Here is a 17,397-nt window from a genome sequence, read left to right as displayed (position 1 = left end):
CCGAGGCTAGGTGACGGCGCCGGCCGTTTTGAGCTCGATGATGCGGTCCCAATCCAAACCGAGTTCCAGCAAGATTTCGTCAGTTTGCTCCGCAAACCCCGGCGCGGGTCCGGTTTGCGGCGCGCTGACATCGAACTGCACCGGATTCGCGACCAATTCGAGTTCGCCAGTGGACACGATGTACTCGTTGGCCCGGATCTGCGCATCCTCGGCCGCCTGCAACGTGTCCTGGACAGGGGCCCACGGGCCGGCCAAGGTGGCGAACCGTTCGCTCCACTCGGGCAGCGTCCGCTTGGCCATCGCCTCCCGGAGAATCTCGACGGCCGCCGCGGTGTTCTCGGCGATCGACTCGACCGTCGCGAATCGCGGATCATCGATCAGATCCTCGAGGTCCATGTGCCGGCACACGTCGGCCCAGAACTTCGTTGGCTGCATCATCACGAAGGAGATGTAGCGCTCGTCGGCGGTCGGATAGACCCCGACCAGCGGATTGATCGGCGAGCCGTGCACCCCTGGCGGCGGCTGCACCATGAGCTGGTTCAAGTGCGACGTCAGCGCGACCGTGTGGCCCATCGACCACAGCCCGCTGCCGAGCAGCGAGACGTCGACGACCGACGGTTCGCCGGTGCGCTCGCGCTTCAGCAGCGCCGCGGCGATTCCGCCCGCCAGGTTGGTGCCCGAGATCGTGTCGCCGTAGGCGGGGCCCGGCGGGCCGATCATGCCCTCGATGCCGGGCGGGGTGATGGTGGCCGCAGTGCCTGCCCGACACCAGAACGCGGTCATGTCGTAGCCGCCCTTGACCGACTCCTCGCCACGCGGGCCCAACGCGCTGCCCCTGGCGTAGATGATGTTCGGGTTCACGGCGCGGACGTCGTCGACATCGATACCGAACTTCTGCCGATGTCCTGGCAGGAAGCTGGTGAGGAACACGTCGGCGTTTTTCGCCAGCTCGAGCAGCACCTCGCGCCCCTCTGGCACGGACATGTCCAGCCCGATGCTGCGCTTGCCGCGGTTGGCGTGCTCGATGTTCGGATTCGGGTCACCCTCGACACGAAGCGGGCCGGTCTGGCGCAGACCGCGCTGCGGATCACCGGTTACGGCGTGCTCGACCTTGATGACGTCGGCGCCCCATTCACCCAGCACCGCACCGGCCGAGGGGACGAACCCGTACATCGCGACCTCGAGAACGCGGATGCCTTCCAGCGGCCTCATGAGCCGACCACCGTGGCGATCGTCTTCGACTCGAGGAACTCCTCGAGGCCGGCGGTGCCCATCTCTCGTCCGATGCCGGACTGCTTGTAGCCGCCGAACGGGCTGTCGGCGTTGAAGTACATGCCGCCGTTGATCGAGAACGTGCCTGTCCTGATGCGACGGGCCACGGCCAGCGCCCGGTCCTCGCTGCCGAACACCGCACCGGACAGGCCGTAGATGGAGTTGTTCGCGATGCGCACCGCGTCGTCATCGTCGTCATAACCGATGACGACGAGCACCGGGCCGAACACCTCTTCTTGAGCGATCTCGCTGTCGGGGTCGACGTCGGTGAGCAATGTCGGCGTAAAGAAGTAGCCAGGGCCGACCTTCTCGCCGCCGGTCACCAGCGTGGCGCCGGCCTCGATCGCGCGTCTGACCATCCCGTCGACCTTGTCGCGCTGCTTCTCGCTGATCAGCGGGCCCATATACGTGCTGGGGTCGGCGGGGTCGCCGTAGCGCACCAGACCGAAGTTGTTCTTCACCAGCTCGACGATTTCGTCGTGGTTCTTCTTCGGCACCAGCAGCCGGGACGTCAGCGCGCAACCCTGGCCGGCGTGGGTGACCATCGAGAACGCGGAAAACAACGCGGCGGTGTTGAAGTCTGCGTCGTCGAGCACGATGGCCGCGGACTTGCCGCCCAATTCGAGAAAGACCTTCTTGAGGGTGTTGCTGGCGGCGGCCATGATTCGGCGGCCGGTCGGCGTCGACCCCGTGAAGGTGACGATGTCGACGTCCGGGCTGGCCGTCAGCACGGCGCCCACTTCCGGATCGGCGCCGCTGAGCACGTTCACCACACCTGCGGGAATGTCGGTGTGCTCAGCGATCAGCTCGCCGAGCGCGAGCGTGATCAAGGGGGTGTCCGGCGCGGCCTTGAGCACCACCGTGCATCCCGCTGCCAGCGCGGGGGCGAGCTTGGCCAGCGCGAGTTGGTTCGGATAGTTGTAGGCAATGATGGCAGCGACCACCCCGCCGGCTTCTTTTTCCACCCAGCGGTGGTGCTGCATTCCGCGGCTCTCGATGTTTCCGAGGTCCTCGGTCATGGGATAGCTCCGCAGCAGCTCGGCGTAATAGCGGACGATCTCGATCGGCGCGTCCAGCTGAGCGCCCTGGCACAGCGACTCGGTGGCGCCGACTTCGGCGATCGTCAGGGCCGCCAGCTCATCGCGGTGCTCGACGAGCGCCCGGTGCAGCTGTTCGAGGCAGCGGATGCGCAGTTCGGTGTTGGTGGACCAGTCGGTGGTATCGAAGGCGCGCCGCGCGGCGGCGACGGCGGCCTCGGCGTCGGCGAGCGTCGCGTCCGGCGCAGACCCGAGCACCTCGCCGGTGGCGGGATTAATAGAAGGAAACGTCCGCGTCGTTTCGAGCAGCCGTCCGTCGATCAAGAGGCGCCGATCGGCCGACCCGGCACTGGCTGCGTCAGCCGAAATGGTTGGCGATTCCTGCACGATCCTCCTCAGCGTTCATCGCGGTGTGATGGAAACTTCATTCTCATCACCGGCGAATCATACATTCGCATTCAGAGAACTCAAGCAGATGTGCAGAACTCCGCCTGCCTGCAATTAACGCTGCGACAAAGAGGCCGCAAACGTCTCACCAGTGCGAACGAGACTCGCCTACTGTCTTGCGAGAACACATAGTCCGAGAGTACGGTTCTCATAATCGGAAGGACGATTCTTGACAACTGAGGACTGCGCGTGAAGACCGCGGTTGTGACAGGTGGCGGCTCCGGCATCGGACAGGCCGTCGCCCAACGATTGCGCGCCGACGGCTTGGACGTCGCCACCATCGACCTCAACCCGTCCGATGCGCAACACGCCTACGTCGCCGACGTCACCGATCGCTCGGCGATCGAGGAGGCGCTGGCTGCCATCCGGGCCCAACTCGGACCGGTCACCGTGCTCGTGAATGCGGCCGGGCTCGAGAAATTCAAACGGTTCACCGACCTGAAGTTCGAGGACTGGCAGCGGGTGATCGACGTCAACCTCAACGGCGTCTTCCACTGCATTCAGGCGGTGCTGCCGGACATGATCGAGGCCGGCTGGGGACGCATCGTCAACATCTCCTCCTCGAGCACCCACTCCGGGCAGCCCTTCATGTCGCCGTATGTCGCGGCCAAGTCCGCGGTCAACGGGCTGACGAAGTCGCTTGCGCTCGAATACGGTCCGGCGGGCATCACCGTCAACGCCGTGCCGCCTGGCTTCATCGACACCCCGATGCTGCGCAAGTCCGAGGAGCGCGGCTACCTGGTCGTCGAAGAGAACATCGAAGCGACACCGGTGCGACGAATCGGCAGGCCCGAGGACATCGCCGCGGCGTGCGCATTCCTGATCTCCGAGGAAGCCGGCTACATCACCGGACAGATCTTGGGCGTCAACGGCGGCCGAAACACATAACGAAAGGAATGCTTCGAATGGGACGCGTTCAAGGAAAAGTCGCATTCGTCACCGGTGCAGGGCGCGGCCAGGGCCGCAGCCACGCGATACGGCTGGCAGAAGAGGGCGCGGACATCATCGCGGTTGACCGCTGCGAGGACTTCGCGACGATCGGCTATCCGATGGCAACACCGGAGGATCTCGAGGAGACGGCGCAGTTCGTCGAGAAGACCGGGCAGCGCATCGTGACGGCCAAGGTTGACGTCAGCGACGCCGGTCAACTCAAAACGGCGGTGGACAACGCTGTCTCCGAACTGGGTGGACTCGACATCGTCGTGACGTCGGCCGGCATCGCGGGCATGAAGGGCTCCGGTGACATGCAGGGCTGGGTCGACGTGATCAACACCAACCTGATCGGCACGTTGAACGCCATCCACGTCGCGCTACCGCACCTCCGCGAGGGCGCGTCGATCATCGCCACCGGCTCAACCGCCGCGCTGATGGATGTGTCCAAAAACGACAACCCCGGCACTGACCCCGGTGGCGCTGCCTATCTTCATTCGAAGCGGCTGTTGTCGCAGTACGTCCACAACCTTGCGACCGAACTCGCACCGCGGGGCATCCGCGCCAACGTCATCCACCCGACCAATTGCAACACCCCGATGCTGCAGAGCGAGCCCATGTACAAGTCGTTCCGCCCCGACCTGGAGCACCCGACCAAGGCCGACGCCGAACCGGTGTTCTACGTCCAACAGGCGATGAAGGTGCCGTGGATCGAGCCCGAGGACATCAGCAACATGGTGCTCTTCCTGGCCTCCGACGAGGCCCGCTACATCACGGGCACACAGCAGCGCGTGGACGCGGGCGGCTACCTCAAGTGGTACGACTACCACATCTGATCGAAGAGGAATCGCCATGAAGGTTTTCGTTGATTCTGCGCGCTGCCAAGGCCACACGCTGTGCTCGATGATCGCGCCGGATTCCTTTGAGCTCAGCGACATTGACGGCACGTCCTCGCCGGTGAACGAAGTCGTTCCGCCCGACCAGGAGAATGCGGTCCGCGAGGCGGTGCATTCGTGCCCCGAACAGGCGATCACGATCGAAGAATGAGCAGCTACCGAAAGCCAAGGGAGACAACGTCTTGAGCAACGTCGAGGACATTGCAAAAGGCACCGCCACCGACGGCGACCGCAAGAAGAACAAGTATTACTTCGACCGCCACACGCCCGAGTACCGGCTGCAGTTCGAGAAGATCACCGAGGAAATGCAGTCCAAGTGCCCGGTGGCTTGGTCGGAGACATACAACGGGCACTGGGTGGCCGCGGACAGTAAGAATGTCTTCGAATTGGCGCGCTGCCCAGCGGTTTCCAATCATCACGACCTGACCGGCCAGACTCCGTATCAGGGCATCACGATCCCCAAGGCGCAGCGCGCCACCGTGGTGCGCGGCGGCATTCTGGAGATGGACGAGCCCGAGCACAGCACCTACCGCGGCGCGCTGAACCCGTATCTGTCCCCCGCCGCGGTCAAGCGCTGGCAACCGTTCGTCGACGAGATCGTGCGCGCAGCCCTTGACGAGAAGATCGAGTCGGGCCGCATCGACTTCGTCGACGACCTCGCCAACATCGTGCCCGCGGTGCTCACCCTGGCGATGATGGGCATCGAGCTGAAGAAGTGGCCGGTCTACAGCGAGCCTGCGCACCTTTCGGTGTCCACCCCCGAACACTCGCCCGACGCCGCACGCGTCGCCGAGATGAACCGGCAGATGGGCATCGACATGATCAACACCATGAACGAGATCCGCGAAAACCCGCGGCCCGGGCTGGTGAATGCGCTGCTGCAGCTGCGCATCAACGGCGAGCCGGCACCCGACCTGGAAATCCTCGGCAACCTCGGCCTGATCATCGGCGGCGGCTTCGACACCACCACCGCGTTGACGGCGCACGCGCTGGAGTGGCTTTCCGATCACCCCGATCAGCGCGAGTTACTCAGCCGGGAACGCGACACCCTGCTCAACCCTGCCACCGAGGAGTTCCTGCGGTTCTTCACGCCCGCGCCCGGCGACGGCCGCACGTTCTCCGCGGACGTCGAAGTCGAGGGCCAGCAGTTCAAAGAGGGTGAGCGACTCTGGGTCTCGTGGGCGATGGCCAACCGCGATCCGTCGGTGTTCGATTCGCCCAACGAAATCGTCCTTGACCGAAAGGGCAACCGGCACTTCAGCTTCGGTATCGGTGTGCACCGCTGCGTCGGCTCCAATGTCGCCAGGACCGTCTTCAAGTCGATGCTCACCTCCGTGCTCGACCGGATGCCGGACTACGTGTGCGATCCGGAGGGCACCGAACACTACGAGACCATCGGCGTCATCCAGGGCATGAAGCATCTGCCTGCCACGTTCACGCCGGGCAAGCCGTTGGGGCCCGGGCTGGACGAAACGCTCGAGAAGTTGCAACGCATCTGCGACGAGCAGGAACTGGCGCGGCCGATCACCGAACGTAAGGAATCCGCCGTCGTCAATTGACGACGAGTGGTTTGATAGGCAGCCATCGGGTTGGGATCGACGAAGGGACGACCATGAAGTCGATGACACTCGCGATTGCAACGGCCGTGCTCACTGCCGCGGCGTCGGTGGCCGCGCCGCCTGCCCAGGCGATGATGCAGCCCGGGAACTACGACGTGAACACGAACCGGTATGAGCGGGCGTCGTGGTTCTGGTTCGTCTCGGCCTGCCCGGCCCCGGTGGACACCAACTGCTTGCGGGTCAGCGCGGCCCCTCGCCTGAAGTTCTACGCCTTCTACGACGGCTACGCGCACCTCGACAACGGGACCTACACTCTGACCGTCGACGTGCCCGACGGCTTGCAGTGCCTTCCCGGCTATGCGATGCCGACACGTGACACCTATACGTGGAACGAGGTCACCCAGGCCGGGGAAATCAACTCCGTCTACGACGTCGGCTGCTTCAACGGTCCGCCCGGATCGCAGTTCTGGACGTTCGCCCTGCAGCGACTCTAGAAGCCGGGCGGCGGCACGAAGCCACCGAGCGTCTTCTCGATACAGCGGGCCACCGCCAGCGTCGTGCGGTCCTCGAGGTAGGGCCCGACGATCTGAAGACCCACCGGCAGTCCTTGTGCGGTGCGCCCGACAGGGACGGCGGTCGAGGGCAGGAAGGCCACGGTCGCAAGGCCGACCCAGCCGAACAAGTCAAGGTACGGCCGACTGCCACCGGGTGTGCGGATCTCGCGGGCCGCCAACGGCGCGTCGTGATCATGTGGAATCGCCGCCTCCACCGCAACAGGCATGAGCAGGGCATCCACGTCGCGAAAGAACTCCGTCATCCGCGACCGCAGCCCCTCGCGTTTCTCGTTGACGGCCAACCAGTTTCGATGAAGCATCTCCGATGATGCTTCCATCACCGGATACAGCAGCTCCATGTGCAACGAGACCACTTCGGTCAACGTCACCGGCGGCGAAGAGTCGACGATGCGGGCACCGGCCTTGCGCAGCGCGGTCACGGCCGTTTCGTGCACACCGCGCACGTCGTCCGCGACCGGGTACGTCCGATCGTCCAGCCAGGTCGCTATGCGCAACTCGGACAACGTGTTTGCGCGAGCGGCCGGAAGCTCCAGCCGCCAGCCCTTGGCCTGCTCACCTATCGGCCCGGCGAGGATGCCGAGGGCCATCTCGAGATCGTCGACGTCGCGCGCCATCGGGCCGACGACGTTGAGGTCCCGATCCGCGAGCGCCCCTGGCGCCGACGGCAGGTGCCCCCGCTGCGGTACGACACCGAAACTCGGTTTGTGCCCGCATGTTCCGCACCAGTTCGATGGCAGCCGTATCGACCCCGCGATGTCGCTGCCCAATTCGAGTGGCGTCAACCCCGCCGCGAGCGCGGCCGCCGATCCGCCGGATGACCCGCCGCTGGAGCGCGTGGTGTCCCACGGATTGTTGGTCGTGCCGAAGATCGGGTTGTAGGTCTGCCAGTCCGCCGTAAAGGCGGGCGTATTGGTCTTGCCGAAGATCACCGCACCCGCGTCGCGTAGCCGTTGCACCGCCTCGGCGTCACGCTCCGGCACCCGGTCCCAGTCTTCGACTCCACACGTCGTGCGAATGCCCGCCGTGTCGTAACAGTCCTTGATGGTCATCGGCACGCCGTGCAACGGTCCGACCTCGCCGCCGCGGGCCAACGCCTCATCGGCGGCATCCGCAGCCTGCCGCGCGCCCTCGGAGTCGAGGGTCACGACGGCATTCAGCGGCGGGTTCAGCGCCGCGACCCGCCCCAGGTAGTGCTCCAGCAGTTCCCGACTCGAGACCTCGCGGCGACGGATGGTTTGGGCGAGTGCGCGGGCCGGCTGAAAAGCGATGTCGGACACGACGTCATCCTGCCCCACCCCTGCCGCGAACGTGGGTTACCCGCACGCAAAATGCTGCTTCGGCGTGACACGAGCCCACACTCGGCGCTCAGGTCAACCAGCCCACTTCGCGCAGGAACGTCTGGGTGTGGGCGATCCGGCCGGTGAGCACCTTCGGATCGCCGGTGCACAGCATGAAGGAGGTCTGGGTGATCAGTTCGATGTCCTCGGTGTCGACCTTGGCCAGGTCCAGCGTGCCCGCGCCCGGGGTGGCGACCGGATTCGTCGGCGCTGCGGCGTTGACCGCGATGCCGTCGTCGTACAACTCGGCGGCCAGGCTTTTCGTCAGCCGGTTCAGCGCGGCCTTGACCGTCCCGTAGATGCCGAACCCCGCGGTACGGTCGAACTCGGAGAACGGCGGTCCGTCGGGCAGATCGCCACCGACCGACGTGATGTTGAGCACCCAACCGGCACCGCGTTCGCGCATCGCAGGAATCGACAGTTGAGTCAGGTGCAGAGGCGCCAGTACGTGCATCTCCATCATCAGTCGCACCCGACGGTCGGGAAACTCGTCGAGCGGACGCAGGAAGGTGACGGCGGCGTTGTTGACCAGAATGTCGGGCGCCCCAACACGTTCCACCACCTCGGCGAACAGCCGCTCGCGGTCGTCGGCGTTGGACAGATCTGCCTGGACGGCGATCGCCGTGCCGCCCGAGCCGTTGATCTCATCCAGCGTCTGGCGAAGGGAGCCTTGGTATTTCGGGTCGGGCTCCATGGTTCGAGCGGTGAGCGCGACGGTCGCGCCTTCGGCTGCCAGGCGCCGCGCGATCGCCTTGCCGAGCCCACGGCTGGTGCCGGTGACCAACGCCACCTTGCCGTCACAGGACACGGGGAATCCCCGCAAGCTTGTCGGCGAATTTCGCCTCCGCCGCTTCCCGCAACCGAAGGAGGTGCTCCGAAGGGAACATGTCGGGTGCCGGCTTGTGATCCTTCAGCAGCAGACGGGCCAGTGTCACCTTGTGCACCTCGGTCGGGCCGTCGGCCAAGCCGAGAACGAACGACTCGACCAGGTATGAAACGAACGGCATTTCGTGCGTGGTGCCCAGCGACCCGTGCAATTGCAGCGCACGGGCCGACACGTCGTGCAGTACCTTCTGCATCATCGCCTTGACCGCCGAGATGTCGGCGCGCACGGCCTTGTAATCGTTGTGCTGATCGATCTTCCATGCGGTCTGCAACGTGAGCAGCCGGAACGCCTCGATCTCCATCCACGAGTCGGCGACCATCTCCTGCACCAACTGCTTGTCGGACAGCATCGCGCCCTGGGTGTACCGCGACACCGCCCGCTCGCAGATCATGTCGTAGATGCGCCGAACCAGTCCGACGGTGCGCATCGCGTGATGTATTCGCCCGCCGCCCAACCGTGTCTGCGCGACGACGAACGCACCGCCGCGCGGTCCGAGCATGTGATCGGCTGGTACCCGGACGTCCTCGTAGCGCACATAGCCCTCGCGGCCGCCGCCGATCGGTTGATGGCCGAGGCCGACGTCGCGCAGCACGTTGATGCCGGGGGTTTCGGCGGGCACGACGAACATCGAATACCGTTCGTACGGCGGCGCGTCGGGATCCGTCATCGCCATCACGATGATGAAGGACGCCATCGAGGCGAACGACGAGAACCACTTCTCGCCGTTGATGATCCAGTGATCACCGTCCTGAGTCGCGGTCGTGGTGAACACCTTCGGATCCGCACCGCCCTGTGGCTCGGTCATCGAGAAACACGAGATGATGCGGTTGTCCAGCAGCGGCTCCAGATACCGCTTCTTCAACTCGGGAGTGCCGTAGTGCGCGAGGATCTCGCTGTTGCCCGAGTCGGGAGCCTGCGAGCCGAAGACGATCGGCGCGCATTCGGACCGGCCAAGAATCTCGTTGAGCAGCGCCAGCTTCACCTGCCCGTAGCCGGGACCACCCAGGTGCGGGCCGAGATGTGTGGCCCACAAACCGCGGCCCTTCACGATCTTCTGCAGCGGCGGAATCAGCGCCTGGCGCACCGGATCGGACAGATCGTGGGATTCCTTGACGATCAGATCGATCGGCTCGCACTCCTCGCGCACGAAAGCGTCCACCCATGCGAGTTGCTCCGCCCACTGCGGGTCGGTCGAGAAGTCCCACGCCATCGTCGTCTCCTCTCAGCGTTTCCGTCGCGCCTCGGCCTCGGGAGTGGCATGGGTGAGCACCTGGTTGCGGTTCTCGAGTTCCATGGCAGCGCCCGGGCCTGCCGCGTCGGTATTCACCTGCAGGGCGCGCTTGGTCAGTTGCACTCCCAGCGGCGCCAATTCCGCTATCCCCGAAGCCAACTCCAGTGCCCGCTCGAGCAGGTGGTCGGGTTCGACCAGTTCGCTGACCAGTCCCCGGCGATCGGCCTCGGCTGCAGACACCGTCCGGCCGGTCAGCATCCAGTCGGCGGCGACACTCGTCCCGACGATCCGGGGCAGGTGATAACTCATGCCCATCTCGGCGCCCGACAGCCCGAGGAGAATCGCACCGTTACCGAAACTGGCCGCCGTCGAGCAGATCCTGATGTCGCAGGCCAGACACAGCGCGAATCCCGCGCCGACGCAGGGCCCGTTCACCGCAGCGATCACCGGCTGCGGCAGGTCCCAAATCGCCTGGGGCAGTGCGGCCATCGCCTCCTGGAACCGCAGCCTGTCGATCGCCGGATCAGACGCCTCCAACGGCACGGGTCCGAAGTTGCGCACGTCGATGCCCGAACAGAACCCACGTCCTGCACCCGTAAGCACGACGACGTGCACCGAGGCATCCGCACCGATGGTGGCCAAGGTCTCCGTGAGCTCGTCGCGCATGACCTCGTTGATCGCGTTGAGCGCAGCAGGCCGATTCAGTTGCAGGACAACGACACCGGGCCGCGGCCGGTCGAGGGCGAGGGTCTGCGTCACCGGACTCAGCGCCGCGGCAGGCCGAGCACCTGGGTAGCGATGATGTTGCGCTGGATCTCGGATGTGCCGCCCGCGATCGTGCCGCCGAAGCTTCGCGCATAGCGCTCGAACCAGCTGACGAAGTAATGGTCGAGGTTCATGTGCGCGTAGGGCCCCGACGTCGAGGGATGGGTCAGCCCGTCCGGACCGGCAGCGGTCAGCGCATTTTCGAACGCCTGCCGTTCGGCTTCCGAACCGAACAGCTTGAGCACCGAAACGGATGCGGTGTCCATCTCGCCGCGCGCCGCGCGCGCCAGCGCAGCCGAGCCCATCGCTCGCAGCGCCTGGTAGTCCATGATCGTCGTGGCGTACTGATCGCGCTGCAGCGCAGTGCGGGGCCGGAAGTCGGCGATCATGTTGTCGATGCGGTCGGCGAAGCCCAGCCACATCATCGTGCGCTCGTGGCCGAGCGACCCGTTGGCGACACCCCAGCCGCCGTTGAGCGGGCCGACGAGGTTCTCGGCGGGCACCCGCGCGTCGGTGAAGAACACCTCGTTGAAGTCGAGGTTGTCCTGGCCGGTCATGTCGGCGAACGGCCGACACACCACGCCTGGGGTGTCGGTGGGGATGATCAGCGCGCTGATCCCCTTGTGCTTGGGGGCATCCGGGTCGGTGCGCACGAACGTGAGCAGGAAGTCGGCGTCGTGCGCGCCCGACGTCCACACCTTCTGGCCGTTGACGACGAAGTGGTCGCCATCGACATCAGAGACAAAATCCGCCCGGGTGCGCAGTGACGCCAGGTCGGAGCCGGCACTCGGCTCGCTCATGCCAAGCGACGCGGTCTTCTCGCCGCGCAGCACCGGCACCGCCCAGCGGTGCTTCTGCTCGTCGGAGCCGAACGAAAGCAGCGACGCTGCAATGATATTGACGCCCTGCGGGTTGAAGCTGTGGTAGATCCGGCGCCGGCACAACTCGTCGAGGTGCACGAACTGCTGCAGCACGGTGGCGTTGCGCCCACCGAACTCCGGCGGTTGGGCAGGCAGCAGCCAGCCGTTGTCGAACAGCAACCGCTGCCAGTCGCGCGCCCATTGCGGCATGTGCGACACCGACTTCGGCCGCTCGAGCGTCTCGGCTTCCGACGGAACGTGCTCGTCGAGGAAGGCGGCGAACTCGGCGCGGAACTCCTCGACGTCGGAATCAAAAGTCAGCTGCACGATATTCCTCCGCGATGATCGCGCGATGCTCGGCAGCGCCGCCGAGCAGCAGCTCTCCGGCCTTGGCGCGCTTGAGGGCGAACTGCAGGTCGTTCTCCCAGGTGAAGCCCATCGCGCCGAACAACTGCAGGCCGTGCCGGAACACCAGGGCTTGGCACTCCCCCGCGGCGGCCTTGGCCATCGCCGCCGCCAGTCGCCTGCGCGGATCGTCGGCCGAAATGGTCAGTGCGGCAAAGTAAGACAACGCGCGGGCCCGCTCGGTCGCGACGTGCATGTCGACGGCCTTGTGCTGGACCGCCTGAAAGGATCCGATCGCCACCCCGAACTGCTGGCGCTGCTTGACGTGCTCGAGCACCAAATCCAGGATGCGCTGGCATGCGCCGACGGTGGAGATGGCCATGCCGGCGAGTGCCACGTGGCGGGCCTTCTCGGGATCGACGTGCACGCGGTCGCTGTCGGCAACGCGCACGCCTGCGAAGGTGACCTCGGCGATGTGCAGCACCGGATCGAACACCGGGCTGCGTCGGGACGCCACCACGGATGCGTCGACGACGAACACCCCAGCGGCAGTGACTACCGCGAGTCGCTCGGCGCGGTCACCGTCGAGTACGTGATGCGCAGTGCCGTCGAGCACCCAACCCTCCGCGTCCCGGCGGGCCGTCACCCCGCTGTAGATCGCCGCGCCCGCCTGCTGCGGGTCGAAACGGTCCCCGACCAGCGGGGCGAACTGCGTCAGCGTCGCGAGATAGGGCGTCGGGTCGGTGGCGCGGCCGAGCTCCTCGAGCACGATCGCCAACTCGACCGAGTTCTCCGGGTCGGTCAGCTCCGTCCAGCCTGCGTCGATGTAGGTCTGCCACAGCGGGGCCGGGTCTACGCCGTTCTCGGCAATGGATCGCACCAGCGACGCGGGGCACTGCTTGGCTACGGCGTCGCGGACGGTCTCCTGCCACAGCCGCTGATCGGCATCGAACTCCAGTAACACCCAAGCCTCCCGGGGACCTCGTCACACGCAGCGCGTCGGGACGAGAATAACATTCTCCTTAGATGCTGTAAGCGTTCTCTGTATTCGACTACCGCATTTCGCCGGCTGACCGCCGTGCGATTGACCAGCACACACTCTGACCTGGGCGAAGGTAAGCGATTCGCTGAGAACTAGATTCTTGCTATTGAAGAACTACGCTTTACACTAGGTACATCCGGCGCGCTCCGCGCAGCGCTCGAACGCGCTCGCGTCGGCCGGATGACATCGGAGGACACCTTTGGCGATGCAGATACAAGACGGGACCGCGGCTGGCTTCAAGACGCCCGTCATCGATGCCAGCGTGCACATCTTCAGTAAGTCGAACAAGGATCTGCGCAGCTTCCTTCGCGAGCCGTTCAAGAGCCGCGGGTTCCCCGACTACGAGATGGACTGGTACGGCGCGCCGGGCGGCGAGTACGCCCCGAACACCGAGGGCGATCGTCGCTATCCAGGATCGGACCCCGAATTCGTCGGCGGGCAATTGTTCAACGAGCGCGGCGTCGACATCGCGATCCTGCACCCGATGACACGCGGCATCATGCCCGACCGCCATCTCGGCACCGCCATCGCGGCTGCGCACAACGAGCTGATGGTCTCGCGCTGGCTCGAGGACAACCCCTACGCCAACCGGTTCCGGGGCACCATCCGGGTCAATCCCGACGACATCGCAGGCGCTTTGCGCGAGATCGCCAAGTACAAGGACCACCCGCGGGTGGTTCAGATCGGCGTTCCGCTGCAGTCCCGTGAGCTGTACGGCAAGCCGCAGTACTGGCCGCTGTGGGAAGCGGCCGCCGACGCGGGCCTGCCGGTGTCGGTGCACATCGAAGTGGGCGCGGGCGTGTCCTTCGCGCCGACGCCGTCGGGCGTACCGAGGACATATGAGAACTACGTCAGCTTCATGGCGCTGAATTACCTGTATCACCTGATGAACCTGATCGTCGAAGGCGTATTCGAAAAGATGCCCACGTTGAAGTTCGTGTGGGCCGACGGAGCCGCTGACCTGCTGACGCCGTTCATGTGGCGGATGGACTGCTTCGGGCGACCTCATCTCGAACAGACGCCATGGGCGCCGAAAATGCCGAGCGACTATCTGCCAGGCCACACCTACTTCGTCCAGGGCGCCATGGACGGCCCGGGAGACACCGAGTTCGCAGGCGAGTGGTTCGGCTTCACCGGCAAGGACGACATGGTCATGTACGGGTCGAGCTATCCGCACTGGCAGCTCAATGAGTTGAAGGTGCCCGCCTCGTACACCGAGGACCAACGCGACAAGTTGTGCTGGCGAAACGCCGCTGAACTCTACGGCATAGACGTCGCGGCCGGCGTGAGCGCACAGTAGGAGATAGGGAGGCCACGATGACGGTCACAGTGACAGAGCGCAAGCCGGCCGCGGAACGCATCGCCGTTCGCTGCGTCGACTCCGACGTGCATCCGGTGCCCAAGAGCGGGGTCCTGGCGCAATACATACCGGAACCGTGGCGCAGCAAGTACTTCCTGTCCCGCAGGATCGGCGACCAGATCTACTACGACGCACCGGATTACGCGCACGCCTACGCGATGCGCACGGACACCTTCCCGAGCGACGGTGAATTCGCGGGCAGCGACCCCGATCTGGCGTTCAAACAACTGATCATGGAGGCGGGCGCAGACATCGCGATCCTCGAGCCGGCCGCCTACCCCGCGCGCTTTCCCGAGGTGAATCACGCCATGAGCTGCGCGCTCAACGACTGGCAGGCCAACCACTGGCTCGACAGCCACAACAACTGGCACGAGCGCTGGCGTGGTTCGATCTGCGTGGCGATCGAGGCTCCCGAAGACGCCGCCCGTGAGATCGATCGGTGGGCCGGGCATCCCTACATGGGCCAAATCCTGATCAAGGCCGAACCGCGGCCCGCGTGGGGCGATCCGAAGTACAACCCGATCTGGGAAGCCGCCACCAAAAATGACATCACCGTGAGCTGCCACCTCTCGCGCAGCCATCATGAGGAGCTGCCGATCCCCCCGGTCGGGTTCCCGAGTTACAACCACGATTTCATGGTCACGTACTCGCTGCTGGCCGCGAACCAGGTCATGAGCATGGTCTTCGACGGCCTCTTCGACCGCTTCCCGACATTGCGAATCGTGTTGGTGGAGCACGCGTTTACCTGGATCCTGCCGCTGATGTGGCGAATGGACGCGATCTACGAGGCTCGCAAGTCCTGGCTGGACATCAAGCGCAAGCCGTCGGAATACGTCAAGGACCACATCAAGTTCACCACCCAGCCGCTGGACTATCCGGAGAACAAGACCGAGCTGACGCGCGCATTCGAGTGGATGGAGTGCGAAAAGATCCTGCTCTTCTCCTCGGACTATCCGCACTGGACGTTCGACGACCCGCGGTGGCTGGTCAAGCACCTGCCCGAGCATGCAAGGGAGGCCGTGATGTTCCGCAACGGCATCGCGACCTATCACCTGCCTGAGACGGTGCCTGCCCTCGAGGGTCAGGTCCGGGTGTTCTGAATTGGCTGACACGGAGAAAACGCCTCGGCTGGCGCAGGGGCGTGAGCATGTCGTCGCCACGGTGGACGAGATCCCGCCTGGCACACACAAACTCGTCCCGATCGGGCGCCACGGGGTCGGGGTCTACAACGTAAACGGCACGTTCTACGCGATCGCCAACTACTGCCCACACGAGGGCGGACCGTTGTGCTCAGGCCGTGCACGTGGTCGCACCGTCGTGGACGACAGCGTGCCAGGTGACGCGGTGATGGTGCGCGACCTCGAGTTCATCTACTGCCCGTGGCACCAATGGGGTTTCGAGCTCGCGACGGGCACCACCGCGGTCAAACCCGAGTGGAGCATCCGAACATACCCCGTTCGTGTAGTCGGTAAGGACGTGTTGGTGCAGGCATGACCGAACAATCAATTGAGATCAACGGTGGCAACGTCGTCTACGAAATCCTCGGCGACGAAGGTGATTACCTCGTCCTGACGCCAGGCGGCCGCTTCAGCAAGGACATCCCCGGTTTGCGGCCACTGGCGGAGGAACTGGTCAAGGGCGGCTATCGCGTGCTGCTGTGGGACCGGCCCAACTGCGGCAAGTCCGACGTGCAGTTCTACGGTCAGTCCGAATCCCATATGCGCGCGGAAACGCTGCACACGTTGATCACCAAACTCGACATCGGGCCATGCATACTGGCGGGCGGTTCGGGCGGCGCACGGGATTCGATGCTGACGATCATGTTGTACCCGGACATCGCCACCAAGCTCGTCGTGTGGAACATCGTCGGCGGCGTGTACGGCACCTTCGTGCTCGGCGCGCACTACATCACGCCGAACATCCGACCGGTCCTCACGATGGGGATGGAAGGCCTGCTGCACCTGAAGGAATGGAAAGAGCGCATCGCCGAGAATCCGGCCAACGAAGCGCGGATACTGTCATTCGATCCCGACGAGTTCGTCAAGGTGATGATGCGCTGGCTGAACGCATTCGTGTCCAAGCCCGGCCAGACCATTCCCGGTGTCGACGACGGGATGTTCGACAACATCAAGGTGCCCACGCTGATCATCCGCGGCGGTGAGAACGACTATGACCACCCGAAGCGGACATCGCTCGAGGTGAGCTGTCTGATAAAGGGTTCCGAACTGATCGACCCGCCGTGGCCGGAGGACGCCTGGGAGCAGGCGGCGAAGGACAACGCGTTGGGAAAGGTCAAGCACTTCAACATGTTCGACACCTGGGTGCAGGCCGCCCCCGCGATCCTGAAGTTCCTGGACGGCTAGCGAGTGCGAATGTGTACCTCGCAGTTGAGCGACGCTTCGAGCGCCGTGTGCACGCGACTTTCGGGCACCCGCTCCAGGTCCGCTTTGCGCAGCGTCACGTGTACGACGTCCCAGCCATCGTCCCCCGGCACTCGGTCGATCTCTCCGGTCAGCCCCAGGCCGGCCAGCACGCCGTACGCGTCGTCGTCCGTGCCGCGGCTGATGTACGTGACCACTCCCGGTACCGGTGTGGTGCCGAATGCGTTGGCGCACAATTGGACCGCGCGCCGTTCGAGCTCGGCTGGGTCGTCGCCGGCGATCAGCAGTTCGACCTCACGTCGTTGCGGCGGAAGATCGGCGAGATCGTTCTCTACCACCTCGAAGCCCGCCGGCCCTGCCAACTCGCGCAGGCGCGCCATGCCATCACGTAATTGCGCGGGCGCCAGCTCACCGGCTCGATCCACACCGATGCGCACCACCGCGGTCCTCACGTCCAACAGCCTATCCACGGGC

18 protein-coding genes are annotated in these 17,397 nt (G+C 65.1%); 9 read left to right on the top strand and 9 right to left on the bottom strand.

Annotated elements, in window-relative coordinates; genetic code table 11:
- Positions 1-6: 6 nt before the first annotated feature.
- Entirely contained in the window at positions 7-1,212 is a 1,206-nt protein-coding gene (locus J3E61_RS26555) for a CoA transferase (RefSeq protein WP_210085912.1), read from the bottom strand.
- The gene (locus tag J3E61_RS26550) at positions 1,209-2,696 is read right to left on the bottom strand and encodes an aldehyde dehydrogenase family protein (protein ID WP_210085911.1); all 1,488 of its coding nucleotides are present in this window, start codon (positions 2,694-2,696) and stop codon (positions 1,209-1,211) included. The genes J3E61_RS26555 and J3E61_RS26550 overlap by 4 nt, the downstream gene beginning before the upstream one ends.
- 249 nt (positions 2,697-2,945) lie before the next feature.
- On the opposite strand from J3E61_RS26550, the gene fabG reads away from it, so the two are divergent.
- From fabG to J3E61_RS26525, 5 genes are read left to right on the top strand one after another with little or no spacing between them, the layout of a single operon-like run.
- Entirely contained in the window at positions 2,946-3,644 is a 699-nt protein-coding gene (fabG, locus tag J3E61_RS26545; protein WP_210085910.1) for a 3-oxoacyl-ACP reductase FabG, read from the top strand.
- A gap of 17 nt (positions 3,645-3,661) precedes the next feature.
- A complete protein-coding gene (locus tag J3E61_RS26540; RefSeq protein ID WP_192723565.1) occupies positions 3,662-4,522 on the top strand; it encodes a mycofactocin-coupled SDR family oxidoreductase in 861 nt (286 codons plus the stop codon).
- Positions 4,523-4,538: 16 nt separating this feature from the next.
- Entirely contained in the window at positions 4,539-4,733 is a 195-nt protein-coding gene (locus J3E61_RS26535; RefSeq protein WP_210085909.1) for a ferredoxin, read from the top strand.
- Between the two features lie 31 nt (positions 4,734-4,764).
- Complete coding sequence (locus J3E61_RS26530) at positions 4,765-6,141, top strand: cytochrome P450 (protein WP_210085908.1); 1,377 nt, start codon at positions 4,765-4,767, stop codon at positions 6,139-6,141.
- A gap of 53 nt (positions 6,142-6,194) precedes the next feature.
- Positions 6,195-6,635 (top strand): hypothetical protein, encoded by a 441-nt coding sequence (locus tag J3E61_RS26525; protein ID WP_192723568.1) that lies wholly within the window; start codon positions 6,195-6,197, stop codon positions 6,633-6,635.
- Here J3E61_RS26525 and J3E61_RS26520 read toward each other — a convergent pair.
- The 6 genes from J3E61_RS26520 to J3E61_RS26495 all read right to left on the bottom strand — a co-directional run bounded on the left by J3E61_RS26520 (position 6,632) and on the right by J3E61_RS26495 (position 13,104).
- Positions 6,632-7,993 (bottom strand): amidase, encoded by a 1,362-nt coding sequence (locus tag J3E61_RS26520; protein ID WP_210085907.1) that lies wholly within the window; start codon positions 7,991-7,993, stop codon positions 6,632-6,634. The genes J3E61_RS26525 and J3E61_RS26520 overlap by 4 nt on opposite strands.
- An 88-nt stretch (positions 7,994-8,081) precedes the next feature.
- Complete coding sequence (locus tag J3E61_RS26515) at positions 8,082-8,861, bottom strand: SDR family NAD(P)-dependent oxidoreductase (RefSeq protein WP_210085906.1); 780 nt, start codon at positions 8,859-8,861, stop codon at positions 8,082-8,084.
- Complete coding sequence (locus J3E61_RS26510; RefSeq protein WP_210085905.1) at positions 8,851-10,149, bottom strand: acyl-CoA dehydrogenase family protein; 1,299 nt, start codon at positions 10,147-10,149, stop codon at positions 8,851-8,853. Before J3E61_RS26510 ends, J3E61_RS26515 begins: the two co-directional genes overlap by 11 nt.
- 12 nt (positions 10,150-10,161) lie before the next feature.
- On the bottom strand, positions 10,162-10,929 hold the full coding sequence (locus J3E61_RS26505) for an enoyl-CoA hydratase/isomerase family protein (protein ID WP_192723572.1): 768 nt from the start codon (positions 10,927-10,929) through the stop codon (positions 10,162-10,164).
- A 5-nt stretch (positions 10,930-10,934) separates the two neighbouring features.
- Positions 10,935-12,122, bottom strand: a complete 1,188-nt coding sequence (locus J3E61_RS26500; RefSeq protein ID WP_192723573.1) for an acyl-CoA dehydrogenase family protein — start codon at positions 12,120-12,122, stop codon at positions 10,935-10,937.
- Positions 12,106-13,104, bottom strand: coding sequence for an acyl-CoA dehydrogenase (locus J3E61_RS26495; RefSeq protein ID WP_210085904.1), 999 nt, complete (start codon positions 13,102-13,104; stop codon positions 12,106-12,108). The genes J3E61_RS26500 and J3E61_RS26495 overlap by 17 nt, the downstream gene beginning before the upstream one ends.
- Before the next feature lie 283 nt (positions 13,105-13,387).
- On the opposite strand from J3E61_RS26495, the gene J3E61_RS26490 reads away from it, so the two are divergent.
- The 4 genes from J3E61_RS26490 to J3E61_RS26475 are packed head-to-tail and all read left to right on the top strand — an operon-like array spanning position 13,388 to position 16,905.
- Positions 13,388-14,482, top strand: a complete 1,095-nt coding sequence (locus J3E61_RS26490; RefSeq protein ID WP_210085903.1) for an amidohydrolase family protein — start codon at positions 13,388-13,390, stop codon at positions 14,480-14,482.
- A gap of 17 nt (positions 14,483-14,499) precedes the next feature.
- Entirely contained in the window at positions 14,500-15,642 is a 1,143-nt protein-coding gene (locus J3E61_RS26485; RefSeq protein WP_210085902.1) for an amidohydrolase family protein, read from the top strand.
- Between the two features lies 1 nt (position 15,643).
- Complete coding sequence (locus tag J3E61_RS26480) at positions 15,644-16,036, top strand: Rieske 2Fe-2S domain-containing protein (RefSeq protein ID WP_192723577.1); 393 nt, start codon at positions 15,644-15,646, stop codon at positions 16,034-16,036.
- Positions 16,033-16,905: an alpha/beta fold hydrolase gene (locus J3E61_RS26475; RefSeq protein WP_192723578.1), complete on the top strand. Its 873-nt coding sequence runs from the start codon at positions 16,033-16,035 to the stop codon at positions 16,903-16,905. The genes J3E61_RS26480 and J3E61_RS26475 overlap by 4 nt, the downstream gene beginning before the upstream one ends.
- Here the strand turns inward: J3E61_RS26475 and J3E61_RS26470 are convergent.
- A complete protein-coding gene (locus J3E61_RS26470; protein ID WP_210085901.1) occupies positions 16,902-17,375 on the bottom strand; it encodes a hypothetical protein in 474 nt (157 codons plus the stop codon). The two genes, J3E61_RS26475 and J3E61_RS26470, sit on opposite strands and share 4 nt — an antisense overlap.
- Positions 17,376-17,397: the final 22 nt, after the last annotated feature.

Source organism: Mycobacterium sp. OAE908, from assembly GCF_017872775.1.
Lineage (GTDB): Bacteria > Actinomycetota > Actinomycetes > Mycobacteriales > Mycobacteriaceae > Mycobacterium.
This window is presented reverse-complemented; position numbering and strand designations above follow the sequence as displayed.

Coding starts and splice junctions, on each gene's coding strand:
- J3E61_RS26555 (WP_210085912.1), bottom strand. CDS start 1,212: ATGAGGCCGCTGGAAGGCATCCGCGTTCTCGAGGTCGCGATGTACGGG.
- J3E61_RS26540 (WP_192723565.1), top strand. CDS start 3,662: ATGGGACGCGTTCAAGGAAAAGTCGCATTCGTCACCGGTGCAGGGCGC.
- J3E61_RS26535 (WP_210085909.1), top strand. CDS start 4,539: ATGAAGGTTTTCGTTGATTCTGCGCGCTGCCAAGGCCACACGCTGTGC.
- J3E61_RS26525 (WP_192723568.1), top strand. CDS start 6,195: ATGAAGTCGATGACACTCGCGATTGCAACGGCCGTGCTCACTGCCGCG.
- J3E61_RS26510 (WP_210085905.1), bottom strand. CDS start 10,149: ATGGCGTGGGACTTCTCGACCGACCCGCAGTGGGCGGAGCAACTCGCA.
- J3E61_RS26490 (WP_210085903.1), top strand. CDS start 13,388: ATGCAGATACAAGACGGGACCGCGGCTGGCTTCAAGACGCCCGTCATC.
- J3E61_RS26485 (WP_210085902.1), top strand. CDS start 14,500: ATGACGGTCACAGTGACAGAGCGCAAGCCGGCCGCGGAACGCATCGCC.
- J3E61_RS26475 (WP_192723578.1), top strand. CDS start 16,033: ATGACCGAACAATCAATTGAGATCAACGGTGGCAACGTCGTCTACGAA.